The organism is Streptomyces sp. ISL-10 (assembly GCF_018614575.1).
GTDB lineage: Bacteria > Actinomycetota > Actinomycetes > Streptomycetales > Streptomycetaceae > Streptomyces.
Genome location: NZ_JAGGOJ010000007.1, coordinates 220,384 through 244,015 on the forward strand (window position 1 = coordinate 220,384; position 23,632 = coordinate 244,015).

Below are 23,632 nucleotides of genomic sequence, written 5' to 3' on the forward strand. Positions count from 1 at the left end.
GGAGCCGATCGGGCCACCGACCGGGCATCCTCATTCATCAGACGGCCCACTGAGCAGAGGAAAATAACGCTGATGCTCAGCAGGCGCATTACCACTGTACCCCGGATTCGCGCATGTGTGTCGGGACAGTTCACGGGAAGTGTGCCCGGGGCACGGCTGACCAGGCCCTTCCCCCGATCGGCGGGCGGGCTATTGTGCGCTCCATGGAGACGCCTGACAACGCCACTGAACATACCGGGATCGCCGCCCAGGACTGGGCCACGGCGTCCGCAGACCCCCAGTACCGCGCAGCCGTCGTGGACTTGCTGGGCGCGCTCGCGTACGGCGAGCTGGCGGCCTTCGAGCGGCTCGCCGAGGACGCGAAGCTCGCGCCGACGCTCGGCGACAAGGCGGAGCTGGCGAAGATGGCCTCCGCGGAGTTCCACCACTTCGAGCAGCTGCGGGACCGGCTGACGGCCATCGAGGCCGAGCCGACGGCCTCGATGGAGCCGTTCGCCCAGGCGCTGGACGACTTCCACCGCCAGACCGCGCCGTCGGACTGGCTGGAGGGCCTGGTCAAGGCGTATGTCGGCGACTCGATCGCCAGCGACTTCTACCGCGAGGTGGCGGCCCGCCTGGACAGCGACACCCGCGCGCTGGTGCTGGCCGTGCTCGACGACACCGGTCACGGCAACTTCGCCGTCGAGAAGGTGCGCGCCGCGATCGAGGCCGACCCGCGGGTGGGCGGTCGGCTCGCCCTGTGGGCGCGGCGGCTGATGGGTGAGGCGCTGTCCCAGGCGCAGCGGGTCGTCGCGGAGCGCGACGCGCTCTCCACGATGCTCGTGGGCGGTGTGGCGGACGGCTTCGACCTTGCCGCGGTCGGCGAGATGTTCTCCCGGATCACCAAGGCGCACACCAAGCGGATGGCGGCCCTGGGGCTGGCCGCCTGACCGTTCACGGAGCACGGAGCACGGAGCACGGAAGCCGGCCGGCCGGGACCTTCGGGGGCCGGTCCGGCCGGACGTCCTGCGCCCTCACCTCAGCGCCGCCGGTAGCGGCGGAGTCTCTTGTCCGGCCGCTCCTTCTCGTGCGGCCGCTCATTCTCATGCGGCCGTTCGTCCTCGTCCGGCCGCTCCTTCGGGCCCGGCCGGTCGTCTTCGCCCTTCAGAAAGGGAGCGCGCGGTGCAGTCTGCGCGACGAGGGGCGCAGCAGCAGAGAGAGCAGCACGGCTGCGATCGCCGCGGAGCCGATCAGCGTCGCCGTCTCATGGCCGGGGCCGATCGCCACGTGCGTCACATAGGCACCGAACAGTGCGCCCAGCGTGCCCGTGGTGAAGACCGCCCGGCGGGACGGGAGACGTTCGGCGAGATGACGCGTCGCGGCCCAGGACAGGGCCAAGCCGATCAGGACGGAACCGAGCGCTTCCAGAAGCACTGCTGATCACCTCACGGAAACCGGCGCGGGCAGGGGACGGTCGTAGCCCGTACTACCCCGGGGCAGCGGAGCACAACCCTCGCTGAGTGGGCGAAAGCGGGCTCTGAACTGGCATCCCCGCCTTACGCGGCCGTGGTTCGACAGGGCGGGGCCGTTGGTGGTTGCGGGCGGTGGTGGGTTTCTCGGGGCCAGGGGCAGGGCCTGGGCCAGGGCAGGGGTGACCGGACATGGGATGGGCCGATCAGTTCCGGCAGCGCGGTGGACATGGGTGAGGGCCCGGCGGGAAACCGCCGGGCCCTCACCCTATGTGATGCTGCCGCGCCGCCCGGGCGCCCGTGTCGGGACGTGCCTACAGGGCGCCGAACCCCACACGCCGCGCCGTCGTCTCGCCGATCTCGACGTAGGCGAGACGGTCGGCCGGCACCAGGACCTTGCGGCCCTTCTCGTCCGTCAGGCTGAGCAGTTGCGCCTTGCCGGCCAGCGCATCGCTCACCGCGCGCTCGACCTCCTCGGCGGACTGCCCGCTCTCCAGAACGATCTCCCGGGGCGCGTGCTGCACGCCGATCTTGACCTCCACGGCTATGTCCCTCCGAACGGTCAGTTGCGTTGCGCGATCAACGCGCTGTACGCAGCACACATTAGCCCGGAGACCGGACGCGGCAGGCGCGGGTGGACAACGCCAGGAGCGAACAGTGCTCAGTGCTGTTCGGCCGTGTGCTGCTCACTGCCGTGCAGCGGGAAGCCCGCGATACCGCGCCATGCCAGGGACGTGAGCAGCTGCACCGCCGTGTCCCGCGGGATCCGGGAGCCGCTGGAGAGCCAGTACCGCGCGACGACCTGGGAGACGCCGCCGAGGCCCACGGCCAGCAGCATGGATTCGTCCTTGGACAGACCGGTGTCCTCGGCGATCACGTCGGAGATGGCCTCCGCGCACTGCAGTGACACCCGCTCCACGCGCTCGCGGACCGCGGGCTCGTTCGTCAGGTCGGACTCGAACACCAGCCGGAACGCGCCGCCTTCGTCCTCGACATACGCGAAGTAGGCGTCCATCGTGGCCGCCACGCGCAGTTTGTTGTCCGTCGTCGAGGCGAGCGCCGTACGGACCGCCTGGAGCAGCGACTCGCAGTGCTGGTCCAGCAGCGCCAGGTAGAGCTCCAGCTTTCCGGGGAAGTGCTGGTAGAGCACGGGCTTGCTGACGCCGGCCCGCTCGGCGATGTCGTCCATGGCGGCCGAGTGGTACCCCTGAGCCACGAAAACCTCCTGGGCCGCGCCCAGGAGCTGGTTCCTGCGGGCTCGGCGTGGCAGGCGCGTGCCCCGCGGGCGCGCCGCCTCTGTCTGCTCGATGGCTGTCACGCCGCCTCCCAATGTGTTGAACAAGCACAGTTCTTCCGTATGCGCTGTGCGCCGCGCCCGCCATCGTACTTTTGGGTAACGACGGTGCGCGTGGTGCGGACGCAGAATTTCACGGACCGGACGGTCACGGAAGCTGCCTGTTCGGGGGCAATACGGGGACATACCAGCGGCAAGCGCGGCAGGTCACCGGTAGTCGTCCTCGTCGAGCGTCACGACACGTGCCTGTTCGGCCGCGTCAGCCTCGTTCGCGGCGTCCGGTTCGGACCGGTTCACCGGATCGTCTCGTTCCTGGCGTATATCGGTGTGCTGCTCGGCGGCGTCGGCCTCGGGGACCTCCGTGTCGTTCGTGGCGGTGTCGTCGTCCTCGGTGAAGGTTTCCGGTTCTGTGGGATCGACTGTCATACCGCACCGCTTTCCCTGGAATGCGCCCTTTAGTACGAGCCTAGGAGTTCCCGATCGCGGGCGCTACGCGGTACGTGCTGGATCTGTGACACCGAACACACGAGTCAGGGCGTGATCGTCTCGTAACATTGCCCGCATGTCTTCGACCGAGCTGCCGGGAACCGCCGCCGCCAATGCCGCGGTGGCCCCCAAGGTCGCGACGGTTCATGTCGCCGAGGGCGAGGAGCTGCGCTCCGTCACCCTGCCCGGCCTCACCCTGACCGTCCGGTCCCGCCCGCCGGCCACCGCCGGGCTGCCGCCCGCGCTGTATGTGCACGGCCTCGGCGGCTCCTCGCAGAACTGGTCGGCACTGATGGCGCTCCTCGGGGACGCCGTGGACGGGGAGGCGATCGACCTGCCCGGATTCGGCGACTCGCCGCCGCCGGACGACGGCAATTACTCGGTCACCGGACACGCCAGAGCGGTCATCCGCTTCCTTGACGCGAGCGGACGCGGCCCCGTCCATCTGATCGCCAACTCGCTCGGCGGCGCCGTGTGCACCCGGGTGGCGGCCGTCCGTCCCGACCTCGTGCGCACGCTCACCCTCGTCTCGCCCGCACTTCCCGAGCTCCGCGTCCAGCGCTCCGCCGTGCCGACCGCGCTGCTCGCCCTGCCCGGCGTGGCTCTGCTCTTCGCGCGGCTGACGAAGGAATGGGGCGCCGAACAGCGCACGCGCGGGGTACTCGGGCTCTGCTACGGGGACCCCGCACGGGTGACGGAGGAGGCGCTGCGCCACGCGGTCGAGGAGATGGAGCGGCGCATGCGCCTTCCGTACTTCTGGGACGCGATGGCCAGGTCGGCGCGCGGAATCGTGGACGCGTACACCCTCGGGGGACAGCACGGGCTGTGGCGTCAGGCGGAGCGTGTGCTCGCGCCGACCCTGCTCGTCTACGGGCGCAAGGACCGTCTCGTCTCGTACCGTATGGCGCGCAAGGCGGCAGCGACGTTCCGGGACTCCCGGCTGCTGACGCTCCCGGCCGCCGGGCACGTTGCGATGATGGAGTACCCGGAGACGGTCGCCCAGGCATTCCGGGAACTGCTCGACGACTGCAATAGGAGCTGATCCGGGGCGTGGGACGACACAGCCGCAAGGGCCCCGCAGCCAAGGGCGCCGGCACCGGGGGCGCACCCGGGCCGGTGTCCGGCGAGCGGGACGCCGCGGCCTCCTCCGGGAACGGCCGGCGCAGGGCCGCAGGCCCGGGTCGTGGTCCCGGTCCCGAGCAGCACACCTCCGCCACCGGCCCCCTCGGGGGTCCGGCCAGGGGCGGGCATCCCGAGCACCACGAGGCCGGCGGCGGCTGGGGCGACTGGCAGACGGGTGCGGGGCAGCAGGTACGGACCGCGCCGCCCCGCACGACGGTGGGCGGGCCGCGGATACCGGGCCCGCGCCGTGAGTTCATCGAGGCCTTCGACGCACCGGCGGGCGCCCCGGCCGATGATCCGTACGCATCCGTTGCGTACGCATCCGATCCGTACGCCACCGGTTCGTACGACTCGGACCCTTACGCATCCGGTCCGCACGACTCCGACCAGGACGGCGGTCACGGCAGGCCGCCCGGGACCGGTGTCGACAGTGAGGCGGACGACGCCGGGGACGAGGCGGAGGAGCAGCCGGCCAAGGGCGGCAAGGGGCGCACGTTCACCGGTGTCGCGGCCGCCGCCGTGATCACCGTCCTTGCGGTCGTCGTCGCCGGGCAGGTGGCCGCCGACCACAGCGGCAGCGTCGGCTCCCGGTCGACGGAACAGGACCGCGCCGCCGTGCAGGAGCGCCCGGGCCGGTCCGACGGCAGGCCGGCGGCGCCGCAGGAGGCGGCGCCGCCTCGCGCGGCTCCGACGTACGAGCAGCTGATGGCCCGGCAGTTCCCCATCGACCCCGACTTGCAGGCGTCCGGGGACTTCGAGGCGGTGCCAGGATTCGACAAGGCGCCCGGCAAGGGGCGCACGGTCCGCTACCGCATCGACGTCGAGAAGGGGCTCGGCCTGGATCAGGGCCTGTTCGCCCGGGCCGTCCAGCAGACGCTGAACGACGAGCGGAGCTGGGCCCACGGTGGGGCCATGACCTTCGAGCGGATCTCCTCGGGCCGGCCCGAGTTCGTCATCACCCTGGCGAGCCCCGGCACCACCGCCACCTGGTGCGCCAAGTCCGGTCTGGACACGACCGTCGACAACGTCTCCTGCGACTCGGCGTCGACCGAGCGCGTGATGATCAACGCCTTCCGGTGGGCGCAGGGTGCCGAGACGTACGGACCGGAGGCGATGCTCGCCTACCGGCAGATGCTGATCAACCACGAGGTCGGCCACCGGCTCGGGCACAACCATGTGAACTGCCGGACGCCGGGAGCCCTGGCGCCCGTGATGCAGCAGCAGACGAAGTCGCTGGACATCGGTGGTATCGCGTGCAAGGCGAACCCCTGGGTGCACCCCGGCGAGTGAGCCCGCGCCGGAGCGGCTATACGGGGCCGCGCCGAGCGGTCATCGAGGCCCGCCTCGGACTGGCCGCAGCATGACTCTGCGTAACGAAACGGTACTGTAGCGCGACAGAACGCTACCTGGGTGCGAAAGTTACGTGCATTCACCCCTTCCGGTGGTGCGATGGACAACCGTCCGTCGCACCACCGCCACATCCGCATAACGTCGTCCCGCTGTGAGTCGCCGGAAACCAACGGCGGCCGTCCACAAGGGAGATCGGCGGTGTATTTGTGCGGATCGGACTACTCACGGACGGTGGTTATCCGTATGCGCCGGGTGAGTCGGGGCTCTGGTGCGACCGGCTGGTGCACGGACTCGCGCAGCACGAGTTCGACGTCTACGCGCTCCGTCGCAGCGCCCGGCAGGAGGAGCAGCGCCACCCTGCGCTGCCGCCGCAGGTGCGCCGAGTGCGCAGCGCGCGGCTGTGGGCGCCGGCCGCCGACGGCGTGCGCCACGGACGGCGCGAACGACTGCGCTTCACCGGGCACTTCGCCGACCTGGCGGCCGCGCTCTGTACCGGTGGGGAAGGCTTCGCCGAAGGGCTGTACGGTCTCGCCGACCTCGCTCGCGACCACGGCGGACTGCCCGCCGCCCTGCGTTCCGAAACAGCCCTGCGCACCCTCGAATCCGCCTGCCGCGTTCCCGGCGCACACCGCGTCCTGCAGGGCGTGACCGTCGCCGACCTGCTCGCCGTCGCCGAACGGCTGGAGCGCGCGCTGCGCCCCCTCTCGCTCGACTGGTACGAGGACGACGGCCTCGCGTCGGCCGACCTCTGCCACGCCGCGTCCGGTGGAACGGCGGCGCTGCCCGGCCTGTTGGCCAAACGCTTCTGCGGGGTCCCGCTGCTGGTCACGGAGTACGGGGCGCAGGTGCGCGCGCAGTATCTCGCCGCGCGCGAGGATGGATTGAGCGACCCCGTGCGGGCCATGCTCGCCGGCTTCCACGGGCAGCTCGCCGCCGAGACCTACCGCCAGGCGGCCGTCATCACCCCCGGGAACGCCCACACCCGGCGCTGGCAGGAGAAGTGCGGCGCCGACCGCGCCAAGCTGCGCACCGTCCACCCCGGTATGGAGGCGGACCGTTTCACGGCCGTCGGGGAGAGCGACGACGCGGGGGACGGGCACACCCTCGTCTGGGTGGGCAGGATCGAACCCGCCAGGGACCTCATCGCCCTGCTCCACGCCTTCGCCGCGATCCGCAAGGAGGAGCCGGCCGCTCGCCTGCGGATCTTCGGCGCGCCCGTGCGGAGCGACGAGGGCACGACGTACCTGGCCCACTGCCGCGCCCTGGCCGCGCAGCTCTTTCCCGACGAGGCCGCGGACGCGCACGCCGTCGGGGACAACCCGGTCTCCTTCGAGGAGATCGGCGGCCCCGAGGCGCCCGAAGTGGGCGACGCGTACGCCGCCGGAGCGGTCGCCGTCCTCTCCAGCGTGGTCGAGGGCTTCCCGGTCAGCCTCGTCGAGGCGATGTTCTGCGGCCGGGCGACGGTGTCCACGGACGTCGGGGCGGTCGTCGAAGTCATCGGCGGCACCGGGCTGGTGGTGCCACCGCGCAACCCGCGGGCGCTCGCGGACGCGTGCCTCGCGCTGCTGCGCGACCCGGAGCGCCGTGCGCGCCTGGGCGCGGCCGCGCGTGCCCGCGCGCTGGAACTCTTCACCGTCGAACAGAACCTGACGGCATTTCGCGGCATTTACCTGGAGCTGATCTCGCACTCGCCGGTGCAGCGGGAGGCCGTCGACGCCGACGGCGAGCCCCTGCCCTTCGCGCACCCGGCCGAATCGCATGTGCCGGGCGGCTGGACGGGAACGGGCGCGCAGACGCCGAGTTGGGTCGCGGGAACCGGGCTCGTCGGCGCCGGCACGACACCGGAGAGAAGGAAGGAGGCAGGCCGATGAACGCGGCACGCATCACGGGGAACGCGGCCCCCGAGGAACCGGCGGCGCTGGACGGCGGCCTCGACCTCGACCTGGAGACCGACAGGGACCACGTCCGCGCGGTCTGGGCCCTGGCGGCGCTGACGGCCCTCGACGACATCCGCGCAGAGTCGGCGCCGGGAGGTGACCCGGCCGGACCCGGCGACGCGGAGGTGCAGGACCGGTCCTGCACGGGGGGCGCCATGTCGGGGGAGGCGGTCGCGGACGCCTCCGGGGAGCGCGCCGGTGCCTCGGGTGAGCCGCTTGCTGGTGCCGATGGCGGGGCCGGGCGATCGCGGGAGCCCTTCGCCGGTGCCGGGCGATCCGAGTCCGTCATCCCTCCGGCACCGGCGCACCGCGACGAGGCGGCGGGCACCGACCGGCCCGGAGACGGACCACCGCTGACGGACACATTCCCGGGGGGAGCGCCGTGCGACGGCACGGCCGCTGCGGCGCACACCCCGCCCACGGTTGGCCGGTCCCATGGCGAATCCGGCTCCCCGGACACGGGCAGCTCCGCGTCGGGCGGTGCCGAAGGAGGAACGGTCGTACCTGTCGTCGGCTTCGGGCCGGACGGTGTCGACGACGTCGTTCCGCAGAGCGCCCGCGGCTCCGTGGTCGGCGGCCCTGACGGCGCCGGGCCCCCGAGCCCCGGGGATACCGCGCCGGGTATCGGCGACGACGTCATTCCGCCCAGCGCCGAACGTGCCGCGGCCGCACCGGCAGACGGCGCGCCCGGGCGGGACCGTTTCCGCAGGGACGGCGGCCCCGTACGGGCCGCCGGTCGGCGGGCCGGGGCCGATCCCGTCAAGAGGCTCATCCACCGGCATCGTGAGCTCTGCGAGCACGCCGTCGACCCTCTGGAGATCGCCGCGGGGCTCGAGGCCCATGGGGTGACCGACCGCACCGCCGCTCGCTTCCGGCACCGGGACGTCTTCTCGCTCGCCGAGGAGATGTTCGCGCGGGCGGAGCGCACCACCGCCGACGACCGCCCGGCGCGCGCCGCCGATCCACGCGCCGGGCGGGCCGGGCCGCCCCTGGGACCGCTGCTGCCGGGCGCCGTGTGCGCCCTCACGGTCGCGGGCATGGCCGCCACCGAGGGCGCCGCCCGGCTCGCGGTCGGCGCACTCGGCGCGCTCGCCACGGGCATCGCGCTCCTGTTCGCGCTGCGCAGTGGCCCGCTGCGCGCCCGGGGCCGTACGCTCCCCGCCGCACGCCTGTGGACACTGTTCCTGCTCGCCCACGCGGCATGCGGCCAAGGGCTGCTCGGCGCGATCGTCGGCGGCGGCCCGGACGGCGTCCGGCCCATGAGTGCCGCCCCTCTCGTCGCCCTCGCCCTCGCCGTCGCACCGGCGGCCTGGTGCGCGCACCTCTTCTCCGTACGGGCGCGCCGCAGGCTCGGCACCAGCCGTGGACTGGACGACTTCGCCACCGGGACCCGCCCCCTGCTGCTCGCCGTCCTTCTTCTGTACGTCGGCGCGCTGGGCGGAATCGCCACCCTGACCGGGCTCGTCCTGCCCGACGCGGGGACGCTCGCGCCCGCCGTGGTGCTGGGCACGCTGCTCTTCCTGGCCCGGCTGCTCGTCGTCCACGGCTTCCCGGAGCCCGCATCGGCCGCCCTGGCCGCGGCATGCGCCGTCGAGGTGGCGGCCCCCGCCCTGCTGCTGTCGGGCGTGCTGCCCGGCCTCGACCTCCTCGCGCGTCCTGTGGAGGCGCTCGTCGGGGCGGGGGGCGTCGCGGCCGTACCGGTACTGGCCTGCGGGGCCGCCGCGCTGGGACTCGCCGTCCACGCGTTCGCGATGCTCGCCCGGGCCTCGGCCCACAGCCACTGAAGGGCCACACCCACCGAAGGGCCACACCCACCGAACACCACCCGCCATGGAGCCGGCCGACGCGGTCCGCGGAGCCGACACCGCGGAGCAGCCGGCATCCATGGGATCGACAGCAACACCCCCGAAGGAGACTGCGCATGACCCCGCACCACCCAGTCACGGCCCGTCGGCACCGAGGAGCCGCGCAATGAGGGTCCTTCTGCTCGGTGCCAACGGATTCCTCGGCCGCTTCGTCGCCGACCGGCTCCTCGCCGATCCGGCCGTGCACCTCACCGCGCTCGGCCGCGGCGACGACGCCGACGTGCGCTTCGACCTCTCCGGCGGCAGCCCGGGCGCGCTCACGCGCTTCCTCGGCGCGGTCCACCCAGGTGTCGTCATCAACTGCGCGGGCGCCACCCGCGGCGGCGCCCGGGAACTGACCCGGCACAACACCGTCGCCGTCGCCACCGTCTGCGAGGCACTGCGGCGCAGCGGATGCGGCGCACGGCTCGTCCAGATCGGCTGCGCCTCGGAGTACGGACCGTCCCAGCACGGCTCGTCGACGGCCGAGGACGCCGTGCCGCGGCCCGGCGGCCCGTACGGGGTGAGCAAACTCGCCGCCACCGAGCTGGTGCTCGGCTCGGGACTCGACGCCGTCGTCCTGCGGGTCTTCTCGCCCGTGGGCCCCGGCACCCCGGCCGGCTCCCCGCTCGGCCGCCTCGCCGAGGCGATGCGGCGGACCATGCAGCAGGGAGACGGCGAGCTGAAGCTCAGCGGCCTCGGCGTGCAGCGCGACTTCGTCGACGTACGGGACGTGGCGCGCGCCGTGCACGCCGCCTCCCTGTCCGCCGCGCAGGGCGTCGTCAACATCGGCACCGGGCGCGCCGTGAAGCTCCGGGACGCGGCGGCGACCCTCGCGCGCGTCGCCGGTTACGCGGGCGCCCTGCACGAACTGGATGTGCCTTCGGGCCGCCCCGGCATCGGCGCGCCGCGCGGCGAGTCGGTCGCCGAGCACCTGGCCGCCACCCCCTCCCCGTACCCGGACGGCTGCGGTGGCTGGCAGCAGGCCGATGTGCGCACCGCACGGGACCGGCTCGGCTGGCGGCCCCGTATCAACCTCGAGGAATCCCTCGCCGACATCTGGATGGAGGCGGCATGCCGCATCTGACGAGCTCCGGTGCCCAGCTCTCGGCGACCGGCGCGGACGGGCTGGGCTTCGGCATCCCCGGCTACGCCCACCCGCTGCTCGCGCCCCTCGAATGGGCCGAACTGACCCGCCCCGGGACGCCGCTGCACTGGGTGGTCCTCAATGTCGCCGACGGTCCCGGCATCCTCCCCGACCCGCACTGCCTGGAGGCGGCGGGCCGGCTGAGGAACGCGGGGGTGCGCGTGCTGGGACACCTCGACCTCGCCCATGGCGCCCGCTCGTTCGGGGACGTCGTCTGTGATGCTCAGCACTTCTGCGACTGGTACCGGGTCGACGGCTTCCTGCTCGACCGCTGCCCGGTCGAGCGCGCGGACCTGGCGCAGGTGCGGCGCACCACGGCCACGCTGGATGCCATGACGGACGGCGGCCACCTGGTCCTCGGGCACGGCGCCCACCCGCACCCGGGCTACGCCGAGGCGGCGGACCAGCTGGTCACCTTCTCCGGACCGTGGACGGATTACCGCTGGTCGCAGGTGGCCGAATGGACGGCGGACCATCCGCCGGAGCGGTTCGCGCATTTCGTCCACGGGGTGCCGCGCACGCATCTGGAGGAGGCCACCCGGATCGCGCGCTGGCAGGGCGCCGGGACGATCTTCTTCACGGACCGCGGCGGCCCGGAGGAAGGAAAAGGGCAAAGTGGCCCATACGAGGCACTGCCCGGCTACTGGGACGAAATCGTCTCGCAGATCGGACCGGGTGTCTCGGAATGAGGAGGGCCGTGGCAGTGTTACGGGGAGAACAACCGTACTGACTTACCGACCAACGGAGCCCCCGTGTCGCTGCCACCCCTGGTCGAGCCGGCTGCCGAGCTCACCGTAGACGAGGTCCGCAGGTACTCCCGCCACCTGATCATCCCGGATGTCGGGATGGACGGGCAGAAGCGGCTGAAGAACGCCAAGGTGCTCGCCGTGGGCGCGGGCGGCCTCGGTTCGCCGGCCCTGATGTACCTCGCCGCGGCCGGTGTCGGCACGCTCGGCATCGTGGAGTTCGACGAGGTCGACGAGTCGAACCTGCAGCGTCAGATCATCCACAGCCAGGCGGACATCGGCCGTTCCAAGGCCGAGTCGGCCCGCGACAGCGTCAAGGGCATCAACCCGTACGTGAACGTCGTCCTCCACGAAGAGCGGCTCGAGGCCGAGAACGTGATGGACATCTTCAGCCAGTACGACCTGATCGTCGACGGCACGGACAACTTCGCGACCCGGTACCTGGTCAACGACGCGTGCGTGCTGCTGAACAAGCCCTACGTCTGGGGCTCGATCTACCGCTTCGACGGCCAGGCGTCGGTCTTCTGGTCCGAGCACGGCCCCTGCTACCGCTGCCTCTACCCGGAGCCCCCGCCGCCGGGCATGGTCCCCTCCTGCGCCGAGGGCGGCGTGCTGGGCGTGCTGTGCGCCTCGATCGGCTCCATCCAGGTCAACGAGGCGATCAAGCTGCTCGCCGGCATCGGTGAGCCGCTGGTCGGCCGGCTGATGATCTACGACGCCCTGGAGATGCAGTACCGCCAGGTCAAGGTCCGCAAGGACCCGAACTGCGCGGTCTGCGGTGAGAACCCGACCGTCACCGAGCTCATCGACTACGAGGCCTTCTGCGGCGTCGTGTCCGAGGAGGCCCAGGAGGCGGCGGCCGGCTCGACGATCACTCCGAAGCAGCTCAAGGAGTGGATCGACGAGGGCGAGAACATCGACATCATCGATGTCCGCGAGGTCAACGAGTACGAGATCGTCTCGATCCCGGGCGCGCGTCTGGTCCCCAAGAACGAGTTCCTGATGGGCAGCGCCCTCCAGGACCTGCCGCAGGACAAGAAGATCGTCCTGCATTGCAAGACGGGTGTCCGCAGTGCGGAAGTCCTCGCAGTGCTCAAGTCTGCGGGCTTCGCCGACGCGGTGCACGTCGGCGGCGGCGTGATCGGCTGGGTCAACCAGATCGAGCCGGAGAAGCCGGTCTACTGATCACCGGCAGCTCGGTGCAGGGGCCCCGGACCGCGTGAGCGGTCCGGGGCCCCTGCTGCTGCGAGGTGGCGCGCGGCTTCAGGGCGCCCCCTCGCGAGGCGTACGGCCTCACGAGGTGCAGGTCGTGCCGTCCGCCGGCACCTTGCCGTCGAGCAGGTAGCCGTCCACGATGCGTGTCACACAGGATCCGCTGCCGTACGCCCCGTGCCCCTCGCCCTTGTTGGTGACGAGCACGCCGACGCCCGCCCCGAGCTCGTCCGCCATCCGGCGCGCACCCTCGTACGGCGTCGCCGGGTCGCCCGTCGTGCCGACGACCAGGATCGGCGCGGCGCCCTTCGCCGACACCTCGGGGGTATCGGACGCACCGGGCACCGGCCAGTCGGCGCACCAGCCCGCCAGGTCCCACGCCAGATAGGGGCCGAAGACGGGGGAGACCCCGGTGAAGTCGGCGAGATGACGGGAGCGGACCTCGTCCGCCGTCACGCGGCCCTTCGCGTCGGCGCACGATATGGCGCGCTGCGAGTGGTCCTGCGTGCCGTAACGGCCCTTCTCGTCAAGGTTGTTGTACGAGTCGGCCATCAGCAGCAGCTGGGTGCCGTCACCGTTCTCGGCCGCCTCCAGCGCGGACGTCAGGTACTTCCAGTTGTCCTCCGAGTACAGCGGCATGATGATGCCGGTCACCGCGAGGCTCTGGGTGAGCTTGCGGCCGCCGTCCGCGGGCAGCGGCTCGCGGTCCAGCTCGCGAAGGAGCTTCGTCACGCGCGCGGTGCCGTCCGCGGCGGCGATGCCCCGGCTCGTGAAGTAGTTGTCCAGCGCGCGCTGGAAGCCGCGGGCCTGGTTGCGCGAGTGGGCCACGTAGTCGGCCGAGGGGTCGACGACCGCGTCCAGGACGAGCCGCCCGGTGTTCCGGGGGAACACGTGGGCGTACACGCCCCCGAGTTCGGTGCCGTACGAGAATCCGAGGTAGTGCAGCTTGTCGTCGCCGAGGACCTGGCGGATCAGGTCCATGTCGCGTGCGGCGCTGACCGTGCCGACGTGCGGCAGGACCCGGCCGGACTTCTCGGCGCAGCCCGCACCGAACGCCGCCGAGTCCTCGATGTACGCCTTCTCCTCCCGTGGGGTGTCCGGGGTGAAGTCCAATGCCAGCGACTTCGCGGTCTCCTTGTCGTCCCGGCACACCACCGCCGAGCTCTCGGCGACGCCGCGCGGGTCGAAACCGACCAGGTCGTAGCGCTGGTGCAGGGTCGCGTAGCCCTTGGCGGCACCCGGCAGCGCGGCGACCCCGGAGCCGCCCGGACCACCGAAGTTGAACAGCAGCGAGCCGATGCGCCGGTCCGGCTCCTTCGCCACGGAGCGGATGAGGGCGATGCCGATGGTCTCCCCGGTGGGGTCGCCGTAGTCGAGCGGCGCCTTGAGCGTGGCGCACCGCCACTGCCGGCCGGGCCGCTCGGCGTAGCTTCCGTACGCCTTGACCGGTGCCTCGCACGCGCCCCAGTCCAGCCGCTGCCCGGTGAGCTCGGCAGGCAGTGCCACCGTCCCCGGGCCGGTGTCCGCCGAGGAGGCGGGGGCGGACGGTGCGGCGCTGTTCTTCCCGTCCTGTGTCGTGTCGCTGCCCACGCTGTCGCATCCCGCGGCCGTACCGGCCAGCACCGCCATCGCGGCGGCCAGGGCTCCCGCCCTGACTCGTTTCCTCATTCCGGCCCCCCAAGGCGTTCGAAGACAGTTTCGACATCCTAGGCAGGCGTCTTTGCTGCTCTACCGGCAGACCGTGCCGTCCTTCGGAACCCTGCCGTTCAGCAGATAGTCGTCCACGGCGCGGTCCACGCACGCGCTGTTGCCGTACGCGCCGTGCCCCTGGCCGCGGTAGGTGACCTGGATGCCCACGCCCTTGCCGAGGGCCTCGGCCATCGCCTTCGCCCCTTCGTAGGGCGTGGCCGGGTCGCCCGTGTTGCCGATGACCACGATCGGCGCGGCGCCCGGAGCGGAGACGTCCGGGTGCGACCAGGTGCCCTGCACCGGCCAGTCGGTGCAGCCCATCAGGCCCCAGGCCAGGAACTCGCCGAACACGGGTGACGCCTTGCGGAACGCGGGCAGCTTCGCCTTGGTCTGCTCCAGCGTGTACCGCGCCTTGGAGTCCACACATCGGATCGCCGTGCCCGCCGCTTGTATGTTGCTGTAGCGGCCGTTCTCGGAGCGGCCCGTCATGGCGTCGGAGAACGCCATCAGCAGCGCGCCGTTGCCGCCCTCCGCCTCGTCGAGCCCCTGCTCCAGCAGCTCCCAGTACTCGCGGGAGTACAGCGTCTGCGCGATGCCGTTCAGAGCCTGACTCTGCGTCAGCTTGCGTTCCCCGATGCCGGGTATCGGCTTGCTGTCCAGGCCGCCGAGGAAGCCGATGATCCAGTTCTGTATCTCCTGGACCGTGGAGCCGGGGAGCCGGCAGTCGTCACCGCGCTCGACGCAGTCCTTCAGGAAGTTCGTCAGTGCCAGCTGGAAGCCTTCGGCCTGGCCGAGCGAGCCCTGCTCGGAGTTCTCGTTCGGATCGACCACCGCGTCGAACACCGCACGCCCCACCCGCTTGGGGAAGAGGTGGGCGTACACGCCGCCGAGTTCGGTGCCGTAAGAGATCCCGAAGTAGTGCAGCTTGTCGTCGCCGAGGACCTGGCGGATCAGGTCCATGTCGCGCGCGGCATCGATGGTGCCGACATGGGGCAGCTCGTGGCCGGAGTTCTCCTCGCAGGACTCCGAGAACCGCCTGACGTTCCCGGCGAACTCCTCCTCCTCGGCAGCGTCGTCGGGCGTCGCGTCCTCGGCCACGTACTCGTCCATCTGCCGGTCGTCCAGGCACTCCACGGGCACGCTGCGGCCGACCCCGCGCGGGTCGAAGCTGACCAGGTCGTAGCGGGCTTGCAGGGCTCCGTAGTCCATGGCGGCGGCGGGCAGGGTGGCCACCCCCGAGCCGCCGGGGCCGCCGAAATTGAAGACGAGAGAACCGATCCGGTTCGCCGTGTCCCGGGCGCGGGCGCGGATCAGCGCCAGTTCGATCGTCTCGCCGTCGGGCTCGTCCCAGTCGAGCGGCGCGTCCAGGAACGAGCACTCCCAGGTGGTGCCGCCGGGCAGCGGCGACGGCTTCGGGCCGCCGCCCTCGGCCTCCGAGGGCGCGGGGCAGGGCTGCCAGTCCAGCTCCTGGGCTGCGAGATCCTTGGGGCGGTCCTCGTCGTCCCCGCCGCTTCCACAGCCGGCTGCTGCCAGCAGGACGGCGGCGGCGGTGGCGACGGCGGCCGCACGGGCCGTGGCGCATGTGGTCGGCATACGGCCATCGTGCGCCGCCCCAGCTTGCTCCGCACGGGCGAACCGCCCATGCGGGTGGCTCACCGATCAAGGCACCGTACGGGTGGCTTCACTGCTCCGTACGGGTGATTCCTGGGCCGCCCGGTGGGAGAAGCGCTCAGAGGGCGCCCTTGCGCGTGAGGTGGTTGAACGCGAACCACCCCGGAAGCACCGGCAGCCAGAGCGTCATCGTCCGGTACAGCAGCACGGCGGGCGCCGCGACCTCACTGGGCACGCCCACCAGCAGCAGCCCGCCCAACAGCGCGCCTTCGACGGCACCTACACCGCCCGGTGTCGGCGCGGCCGATCCGAGCGCGTTGCCCGCCAGGAACACCACGGCGATGCTCGCGTAGCTGATCGGCTGGTTGCCGCCGTCGAACGCGCGGATCGACGCATCCAGACACATCACGAACACGCCGGTCAGCAGGAGCATCCCGCCGATGCCGGTGAGCAGCTTCACCGGCCGCTGCAGCACATCGAGCATGCGCGGCACCACCCCGGCGAACAGCGACCGCAGCCGGGTGGCGACGAACTTGCGCAGGAACGGGATCGCCGTGACCACCAGTAGCAGCACGGCGACCGTGAGCAGGCCCGCGATCACCGTCCTGGACGGGGCGAACGACGTCGTCCGCTCCGTCCCCGTCAGATAGCCGAAGGACAGCAGCAGCAGAATGTGGGCACCGAGCCCGAAGAGCTGTGAGGCGCCCACACTGGCCACCGCGAGACCGGGCCGCACTCCCGAGCGCTGCAGGAAGCGCGTGTTCAGCGCCACGCCGCCGACCGCGGGCGGGGCCACGATCTTGACGAACGAGCCGGCGACCTGCGCGAGCACGGTCCGCCCGAACCCGACCCGCTCCGGCACGAAGCCCAGCAGACTCATCGCCGCCGCCACATAGCTCACCGCGGAGAACGCCAGGGCCGCAGCGACCCAGCCCCAGTGCGCCTTGTCGAAGACCGTGCCGAAATCGATCCCGGCGATCTGCGACAGCAGGAAGTACGCGGCGACAGCACCGGCGATGAAACTGACGAGCGTACGGGGCCTGATCCGTTCCAGCCGGACCGGTTCCACGGGCGCCTGCGGCCGGATGAGCAGCACCTGGCGGCGGATCTGGGAGAGCAGGTCCTCCTCGCGGGCCTCCTCCCTCGCCTCGTCCAGAGCCCGCTTGTCTGCCTGCTTCTCCGCACGCTCGACCTTGCGGGCCGCCTTGCGGTCGTCGGCCGCGACCTCCTGCGTACGGGTCTTCCTGGCCGTCGCCGACGCCTCGAGCACCGCCTCGCGCTCGCGCTGCGCCCGCTCGCGGGCCTGCTGGCGCAGCGTCGCGCGGGTCGACCGGCTCAGTGCGATCGGCTGGAGCAGCGGCAGACAGTCGGCGACCTTGTCCGGGCCGAGCACCTCGACAGCGGCGGCGACCGCCCGCTCCGCGCCCACCCGCAGACCGAGCGTGGTCAGCAACTGGGCGATGTCCATCCGCAGGACCAGGTCACTGGCCGCGATCTCGCCGCCGCGCAGATCCGTCAGGACCACCCGGCCCGACCGGTCCACCAGGATCGCGTCACCGGCGAGCCTGCGGTGCGCGATGCGCCGCGACTGGAGCGACTTCACCTGCCGCCAGGCGCCGAGGACCACATCGTCGGTGATCTCCTTGTCCGCCAGCGCGTCGAGCACCTGCCCGCCCTGGTGCTCGTAAACGAGTATCACGGCGTCCGGGCCGAGCTCGGAGGTGGCGATGAGCTTGGGCGCGTTGGCCCCGGCGGCGATCGCCGCGTACGCCAGCAGCGCCTCCTGCTCCAGGGCCTGTCGCAGCGACTGGATCGAGCGCCGGGTGGTGATCGAGCGCAGGGTCAGGCGCCGCCACACCCGGTAGAAGAAGCCGTGCGCCTGCTGTTCGCGGTCGACGACGGTGACGTCCAGCGGGGGGCCGTCCTCCAGCGACACCAGGTAGCGGCGGCCGCGGTCCTGGTCGGCGTTCTCCGGAGTGTCCTCGGCCCGCATCGCGGACACCGGCCGGAAGCCGACGTGGCGCAGTCCGGCGAGCAGGGTCTGGCCGGTGGGGCGGACGTTCGGGGAACCGACCGCGTAGAGGGTGCCGTACGCGACGGTCCAGCCGAGGAGGACGGTGAGGATGATCGAGAACGGTGTGGTGTAGCCGGCGACCAGCATCGCGAACGCGTCCAGCAGCAGCACGACCCAGAGCACCACGCGCCAGCGGGGTCTGCGGGCCATTCCCACGGCCGTCATGTACGCGATGACAGGCGCGAGATAGCCGTGCACGGGGTCGGTCAGGCCGTTCGTCTGCGGCTGGGTCAGGGCGTCCTGGAGGCTGCCGGGGGCGCTGCGGGAGACCCACAGGTCGGTCGCGAGTGTCACACCGTGGGCCAGGACGGCGGCGAGGACGCCGTCCGCGATGCGCAGCCCGTCCCGTTTGACCAGGCGTTCGATGGCGAAGGCGACCGGGACGAGCAGCACGGCGATGCTGGACACCAGGCCCCCGAGCTTGACCAACAGGTCAGGGGCCTGGCCGGTGCCCTTGTTGATGTCCGACTCGAGGCCGGTGGTGGTGCCCTGGGCGAAGGCGGCGACGGCCAGGACGACGGCGATGGCCAGGATGCCGATGAGCAGCCGCATCAGGTCCGAGGGGCGGTGGACCCGGGCGGCGAGCAGCGGTTCGTCGCCCGAGACCCGGTCCGCCCGGACGTGGTCGGCGCGGGGCGAGCCACTGGGGGGCGGGACCGGCCGGTCGCCGGCGCTCGGGTCCTTGCCGTGCGGGGTGCCGGGGCCGTCGGTTTCGGCGCTGGGGTCCGTGCCGTGCGGGACGTCCGGTTCGTCGGTGCCGCGCGGGGTGCCGGGGCCGTCGATGCCGTGCTGGGCGTCCTTGTCGGCGGTGCCCTCTGTTTCGGGAGTGCCGGGCGAGTCCTTCCCGGCGTCCGGACCGGTCGACGGAATGCGCGAATCCGGGTTCGGCTCGCGCTCAGGGCCGTCTGCCGCCTCCGAAGGCTGCACGCCCTGCTCCTTCGCCGTCTCGGTCTCTTCTTGATCTCGTATCACCAGTCACCGCCCGCACGATGGTGGCACGACCGGACGACAGAGGGAGGCATCAGGGTGTATCGCGGGGGCGTCGGGCGCGCGAGATGTGCCTCTTTGCGGCAAGTGGACTGGTTCGCCTCCTCGCCGGGGCGTTGTCGGTGGCGTGCGGCAGGATGGGGCGGATGGACGACCGGATGGGCGAGCTGCCCGAGTACGCCGAGCGGGTTCTGGAGGTCGCCGAGCTGATCCCGCCGGGCCGGGTGATGACGTACGGGGACGTCGCGGAATGGCTCGGGGAAGGCGGACCCCGCCAGGTCGGCCGCGTGATGGCGCTGTACGGCGGCCCCGTGCCGTGGTGGCGCGTCGTGCGCGCCGACGGCGTCCTGCTGCCCGGCCACGAGCTGCGCGCCCTGGACCACTACCGCGGAGAAGGTACGCCGCTGCGGGACGCCTCGCGAGCCGCAGAGGGGCATCTGCCGCGTCTCGACATGAAGCGGGCGCGGTGGGACGGCATGGCGGGCGCCGGTCCCACGGACGGGGCCGTTCCGCGAGATGTGCCTCACAGCGAAGAGGGTCACAACGGGGCTCACATAGAACAGCTTCCGCCAAACGGCGGCGCAGCGGGCAGTCCGGCGACCGTACGGGGTACGTGACGGGGCCGCTGCCCGCGCGGCGCGGCCTGGCGTAGCGTCCCCTGAGCGCGGCACGCACCGCGTCCCCATCATCAGCACACCCACCAGGACCGGCGATCCACGTGAGCTCCTCCTCCGCAACCGGGCGTACGGCGTACCCGCACCAGGTACGCCAGGGGGTCCCCCCACGCCCGCAGGGGCGCAGAGGCAAGGTCCCGGGCGCGTACCGACTGGTGCGCACCCCGCCGGTCCCCGTGGAACCCCCTCACCTGGACGCGGCACAGCGCGCCGTGGTTGACCACACCCACGGCCCGCTGCTGGTGCTGGCCGGGCCGGGCACGGGAAAGACGACCACGCTTGTGGAGGCGGTCGCGGCGCGGATCGCCCGTGGCGCGGACCCGGCGCGCATCCTGGTCCTGACCTTCAGCCGCAAGGCGGCGGTCGAGCTGCGCGACCGCATGGCGCTGCGGCTGGGCGGGGCGCACGGGCCTCAGGCCACCACGTTCCACTCCTTCTGCTACGCCCTCGTGCGCGCCCGCCAGGACGCCGACCTGTTCTCCGAGCCGCTGCGGCTGCTGTCCGGACCCGAACAGGACCTCGCCGTACGCGAACTGCTGGCCGGCCAGATCGACCTGGAACGCCATGGGATGGCCGGCGCGCGCTGGCCCGACGAGCTGCGGGCCTGCCTCACCACGCGGGGCTTCGCCGACGAGGTCCGGGCGGTGCTGGCGCGCAGCCGGGAGCTCGGACTCGGCCCGGACGCCCTGGCGCGCTTCGCGGCCCGCACGGGCCGTCCCGACTGGGGCGCCGCGGCCTCCTTCCTGGCCGAGTACCTGGACGTCCTGGACATGCAGGGCGTGCTCGACTACGCGGAGCTGGTGCACCGCGCGGTGCTGCTGGCGGAGAGCACGCCGGTGCCGGGAGACCTGGCCTACGACGCGGTGTTCGTGGACGAGTACCAGGACACGGACCCCGCACAGGTGCGGCTGCTGCGGGCCCTGGCGGGCGGCGGCCGCACCCTGGTGGCCTTCGGCGACCCGGACCAGTCCATCTACGCCTTCCGCGGTGCCGACGTGAACGGCATCCTCGACTTCCCCGACGTCTTCCGGCGCGCGGACGGCAGGTCGTCGGACGTCGCCGTGCTCACGACGTCCCGGCGCAGCGGCGCCGCGCTGCTGGAGGCGACGCGCCTGCTGACGCGCCGGATGCCGCTGACCCGGCTCCCCGCGGACAGGGTCCGCGCGCACCGGGAGCCGGCGGCGGTCCGGGAGGGCGGCGGGGTGGAGGTGTACACCTACCCGACGGCCTCCACGGAACTGGACAACATCGCGGACATCCTGCGCCGCGCCCACCTCGAGGACGGCGTGCCCTGGCACGAGATGGCGGTCCTGGTCCGCGCGGGCGGCCGCACGATCCCTTCCCTGCGCCGAGCCCTGACGTCGGCGGGCGTCCCCCTGGAGGTCGACGGCGACGACATCCCCCTGCGCCACGAGCCTGCGGTCGCCCCCCTCCTGACGGCCCTTCGAGCGGCAGCGACGGCGGCGACGGGCCGCGGCACGGCCGCGGGCGTCCCGGACGGCGCGCCGGGCGGGGGCACGGCGGGGGCGGGGGAGGCGGGTTCGGCTGCGGGTACGGGGGCCGGTGTTCCCGATCCTCCCGATGCCCCTGCGGTCACAGAGGCCGCGACCCTCGACGCGCTTGCGGCGATCGGCGGCCTCGGCCCCGATGCCGACGCGACCGCCGATGCCGTTGAGCTCGCGGCGCTCGGCGACGGCGGTCCCGAAGCGGACGCGACCGATGCCGCAGCGGACGCGGTCGCACCGCCCGGCGGCCTCGGCCCCGATGCGCTCGCGGCGCTCGGCGACGGCGGCCCCGATGCCGACGCGACCGATGCCGCAGCGGACGCGGTCGCACCGCCCGGCGGCCTCGGCCCCGATGCGCTCGCGGCGCTCGGCGACGGCGGTCCCCAAGCGGACGCGACCGATGCCACAGCCGACTCGGTCGCACCGACCGGCGACGGCGGCCCCGAAGCGGACGCGCGCGTCGGCCTCGGCACCGACCCCGCTGCGCCCGCCGCTTCTGGTGCCCTCGGCCCCGACGCCGATGCGCTCGACGCGACCGCCGCCCCCGGTCCCGATGCCGACGCGACCAGCGCCACCGCTGACCCGCCCCACGCCCCCCATCCGCAGTCCTGGCTCGACACCGAGACCGCCCTCACCCTCCTCACGTCGCCCCTCGGCGGCATGGACTCCGCCGACCTCCGGCGCCTCGGCCGGGCGCTGCGGGACGAGGAGCGTGCCGGGGGGAACCGGCTGCCCGCCCCCTCCGACCAGCTCATCGCCCGCGCGCTCGCGGAGCCCGAGCGCCTGGTCACCCACGACCCCGCCTACGCCCGCGGTGCCCAGCGGCTCGGCGGCCTGCTGCGCAAGGCCCGCGAGTTGCTCGAAGGCGGCGGCACCGCCGAAGAGGCGCTGTGGCTGCTGTGGGACGGCACCTCCTGGCCGCAGCGCCTGGAGCGCGCGGCCTTCCGCGGCGGCGCGGCCGGGCGCAACGCCGACCGCGATCTCGACGCCGTCTGCGCCCTCTTCGAGACCGCCGCGCGCGCGGAGGAACGCACCGGCGGCCGCGGCGCGCTCAACTTCATCGAGGAGCTCGACGCCCAGGACATCGCCGCCGACACCCTGTCCCGCAGGCAGGTCCGCCCCGATGCCGTGCGCCTGATGACCGCACACCGCTCCAAGGGCCTGGAGTGGAGGCTCGTCGTCGTGGCCGGCGTGCAGGAGGGCCTGTGGCCGGACCGGCGCCGGCGCGGGTCGCTCCTGGAGGCCGACCGCATCGGACGCGACGGCCTCGCCGAACCCCTCACCCCCGGTGCGCTCCTGGCCGAGGAGCGCCGCCTCTTCTACGTGGCCGCCACCCGCGCCCGCGACCGTCTCGTCGTCACCGCCGTCAAGGCGCCCGCGGACGACGGCGACCAGCCCTCCCGCTTCCTGACGGAGCTGGGCGTCGAGCCCCGGGACGTCACCGGCCGGCCCCGCCGCCCCCTCGCCGTCGCCCCGCTCGTCGCGGAGCTGCGGGCCACCACCGTGGACCCGGAAGCGTCCCCGGAGTTGCGCGACGCCGCCGCTCGCCGACTCGCCCGGCTCGCCGCGCTCGCCGACGACGAGGGCCAGCCCCTCGTGCCGTCGGCGCACCCGTACCGCTGGTGGGGCATGTTCGACCCCACGCACAGCGCGATACCGCTGCGGGACCGGAATCAGCCCGTCACCCTCTCGGGCAGCGCGCTGGACCAGCTCGCCAACACCTGCGCGCTCCAGTGGTTCCTGGGACGCGAGGTGAAGGCGGACGCCCCGGCCACCGCCGCACAGGGCTTCGGCAACGTCGTGCACGTTCTCGCCGACGAGGTCGCGTCCGGCCGCAGCCCCGCCGACCTGGCCGTCCTCATGGAACGGCTCGACTCCGTCTGGGACGCCCTCGTCTTCGACGCCCCGTGGAAGTCCCAGCAGGAGAAGGAGCACGCGCGCGTGGCGCTCGAACGCTTCCTGCGCTGGCATGTCATGGACCGCGGCGGCCGAGCCCCCGCGGCGACCGAGCACGACTTCGACGTGACGCTGGAGGCGGGGGAGTACGAGGTGCGTATCCGCGGCTCCATGGACCGCGTCGAACAGGACGCCCAGGGCCGCGCCTACGTCGTCGACTTCAAGACCGGCAAGCAGTCGCCGACCCGGGACGAGGTCGCCCGCCACCCCCAGCTCGCCGTCTACCAGCTCGCCATCCGCGAGGGTGCCGTCGACGAGGTCTTCGAGGGCCGCCGTCCGGAGCCCGGCGGCGCCGAACTCGTACAGCTGCGTCAGCCCGCCGCCAAGAAGGAGGGTGGCGACGCCTTGCCCAAGGTGCAGGCACAGGAAGCGCTCAGCGGGGAGTGGGTGGGCGACCTGCTGGCCGGCGCCGCCGGGCGGGTGCTCGACGAACGGTTCACGCCGTCGACCGGCCAGCACTGCACCCACTGTGCGTTCCGCGCGTCGTGCAGCGCTCAGCCGGAGGGCCGCCAAATAGTGGAATGATCGGTGTTTTGCCCGGGTTTGACCT

Annotated in this window: 17 protein-coding genes; 10 read left to right on the forward strand and 7 right to left on the reverse strand. The window is 72.8% G+C overall.

Features of this window, described 5'->3' with window-relative positions; translation table 11 throughout:
* Positions 1-203: 203 nt before the first annotated feature.
* Entirely contained in the window at positions 204-929 is a 726-nt protein-coding gene (locus tag J7E88_RS07690; RefSeq protein ID WP_215178618.1) for a ferritin-like fold-containing protein, read from the forward strand.
* Positions 930-1,143: 214 nt separating this feature from the next.
* On the opposite strand, the gene J7E88_RS07695 is transcribed toward J7E88_RS07690, so the two are convergent.
* From J7E88_RS07695 to J7E88_RS07710, 4 genes are all read right to left on the reverse strand, one after another.
* Positions 1,144-1,413 (reverse strand): hypothetical protein, encoded by a 270-nt coding sequence (locus tag J7E88_RS07695; RefSeq protein WP_215178620.1) that lies wholly within the window; start codon positions 1,411-1,413, stop codon positions 1,144-1,146.
* 349 nt (positions 1,414-1,762) lie between these two features.
* Positions 1,763-1,990: a DUF3107 domain-containing protein gene (locus tag J7E88_RS07700; RefSeq protein ID WP_215178622.1), complete on the reverse strand. Its 228-nt coding sequence runs from the start codon at positions 1,988-1,990 to the stop codon at positions 1,763-1,765.
* A 119-nt stretch (positions 1,991-2,109) separates the two neighbouring features.
* A complete protein-coding gene (locus J7E88_RS07705; RefSeq protein WP_215178624.1) occupies positions 2,110-2,766 on the reverse strand; it encodes a TetR/AcrR family transcriptional regulator in 657 nt (218 codons plus the stop codon).
* 183 nt (positions 2,767-2,949) lie between these two features.
* The gene (locus J7E88_RS07710) at positions 2,950-3,168 is read right to left on the reverse strand and encodes a hypothetical protein (RefSeq protein WP_215178626.1); all 219 of its coding nucleotides are present in this window, start codon (positions 3,166-3,168) and stop codon (positions 2,950-2,952) included.
* 136 nt (positions 3,169-3,304) lie between these two features.
* Here J7E88_RS07710 and J7E88_RS07715 point away from each other — a divergent pair, with 136 nt between their 5' ends.
* The 7 genes from J7E88_RS07715 to moeZ all read left to right on the forward strand — a co-directional run bounded on the left by J7E88_RS07715 (position 3,305) and on the right by moeZ (position 12,559).
* On the forward strand, positions 3,305-4,270 hold the full coding sequence (locus J7E88_RS07715; RefSeq protein WP_215178628.1) for an alpha/beta fold hydrolase: 966 nt from the start codon (positions 3,305-3,307) through the stop codon (positions 4,268-4,270).
* 8 nt (positions 4,271-4,278) lie between these two features.
* Positions 4,279-5,640 carry a DUF3152 domain-containing protein gene (locus tag J7E88_RS07720; RefSeq protein WP_215178630.1) on the forward strand — a complete coding sequence of 454 codons (1,362 nt, stop codon included), beginning with the start codon at positions 4,279-4,281 and terminating at the stop codon, positions 5,638-5,640.
* Between the two features lie 266 nt (positions 5,641-5,906).
* Positions 5,907-7,571, forward strand: coding sequence for a DUF3492 domain-containing protein (locus tag J7E88_RS07725; protein ID WP_215178632.1), 1,665 nt, complete (start codon positions 5,907-5,909; stop codon positions 7,569-7,571).
* The gene (locus tag J7E88_RS07730; RefSeq protein ID WP_251022268.1) at positions 7,568-9,421 is read left to right on the forward strand and encodes a hypothetical protein; all 1,854 of its coding nucleotides are present in this window, start codon (positions 7,568-7,570) and stop codon (positions 9,419-9,421) included. The genes J7E88_RS07725 and J7E88_RS07730 overlap by 4 nt, the downstream gene beginning before the upstream one ends.
* A 187-nt stretch (positions 9,422-9,608) precedes the next feature.
* Positions 9,609-10,568 (forward strand): NAD(P)-dependent oxidoreductase, encoded by a 960-nt coding sequence (locus J7E88_RS07735; RefSeq protein WP_215178634.1) that lies wholly within the window; start codon positions 9,609-9,611, stop codon positions 10,566-10,568.
* Positions 10,556-11,317, forward strand: coding sequence for a spherulation-specific family 4 protein (locus tag J7E88_RS07740; RefSeq protein ID WP_215178636.1), 762 nt, complete (start codon positions 10,556-10,558; stop codon positions 11,315-11,317). The genes J7E88_RS07735 and J7E88_RS07740 overlap by 13 nt, the downstream gene beginning before the upstream one ends.
* A 63-nt stretch (positions 11,318-11,380) precedes the next feature.
* On the forward strand, positions 11,381-12,559 hold the full coding sequence (gene moeZ / locus J7E88_RS07745) for an adenylyltransferase/sulfurtransferase MoeZ (protein ID WP_215178638.1): 1,179 nt from the start codon (positions 11,381-11,383) through the stop codon (positions 12,557-12,559).
* A 108-nt stretch (positions 12,560-12,667) separates the two neighbouring features.
* Here moeZ and J7E88_RS07750 read toward each other — a convergent pair whose 3' ends face one another.
* The 3 genes from J7E88_RS07750 to J7E88_RS07760 form a co-directional block, all read right to left on the reverse strand.
* Positions 12,668-14,254 (reverse strand): alpha/beta hydrolase, encoded by a 1,587-nt coding sequence (locus tag J7E88_RS07750; protein WP_215178640.1) that lies wholly within the window; start codon positions 14,252-14,254, stop codon positions 12,668-12,670.
* 60 nt (positions 14,255-14,314) lie between these two features.
* Entirely contained in the window at positions 14,315-15,868 is a 1,554-nt protein-coding gene (locus tag J7E88_RS07755) for an alpha/beta hydrolase (protein ID WP_215178642.1), read from the reverse strand.
* 136 nt (positions 15,869-16,004) lie between these two features.
* A complete protein-coding gene (locus J7E88_RS07760) occupies positions 16,005-18,887 on the reverse strand; it encodes a lysylphosphatidylglycerol synthetase family protein (RefSeq protein ID WP_215178644.1) in 2,883 nt (960 codons plus the stop codon).
* Positions 18,888-19,093: 206 nt separating this feature from the next.
* Between J7E88_RS07760 and J7E88_RS07765 the strand changes: the two genes are divergently transcribed.
* Positions 19,094-19,564, forward strand: a complete 471-nt coding sequence (locus tag J7E88_RS07765; protein WP_374196248.1) for an MGMT family protein — start codon at positions 19,094-19,096, stop codon at positions 19,562-19,564.
* Positions 19,565-19,776: 212 nt separating this feature from the next.
* Positions 19,777-23,607 (forward strand): UvrD-helicase domain-containing protein, encoded by a 3,831-nt coding sequence (locus J7E88_RS07770; RefSeq protein ID WP_374196253.1) that lies wholly within the window; start codon positions 19,777-19,779, stop codon positions 23,605-23,607.
* Positions 23,608-23,632 lie beyond the last annotated feature (25 nt).

Coding starts and splice junctions, on each gene's coding strand:
- J7E88_RS07690 (WP_215178618.1), top strand. CDS start 204: ATGGAGACGCCTGACAACGCCACTGAACATACCGGGATCGCCGCCCAG.
- J7E88_RS07710 (WP_215178626.1), bottom strand. CDS start 3,168: ATGACAGTCGATCCCACAGAACCGGAAACCTTCACCGAGGACGACGAC.
- J7E88_RS07715 (WP_215178628.1), top strand. CDS start 3,305: ATGTCTTCGACCGAGCTGCCGGGAACCGCCGCCGCCAATGCCGCGGTG.
- J7E88_RS07730 (WP_251022268.1), top strand. CDS start 7,568: ATGAACGCGGCACGCATCACGGGGAACGCGGCCCCCGAGGAACCGGCG.
- J7E88_RS07735 (WP_215178634.1), top strand. CDS start 9,609: ATGAGGGTCCTTCTGCTCGGTGCCAACGGATTCCTCGGCCGCTTCGTC.
- J7E88_RS07740 (WP_215178636.1), top strand. CDS start 10,556: ATGCCGCATCTGACGAGCTCCGGTGCCCAGCTCTCGGCGACCGGCGCG.
- J7E88_RS07750 (WP_215178640.1), bottom strand. CDS start 14,254: ATGAGGAAACGAGTCAGGGCGGGAGCCCTGGCCGCCGCGATGGCGGTG.
- J7E88_RS07755 (WP_215178642.1), bottom strand. CDS start 15,868: ATGCCGACCACATGCGCCACGGCCCGTGCGGCCGCCGTCGCCACCGCC.
- J7E88_RS07765 (WP_374196248.1), top strand. CDS start 19,094: ATGGACGACCGGATGGGCGAGCTGCCCGAGTACGCCGAGCGGGTTCTG.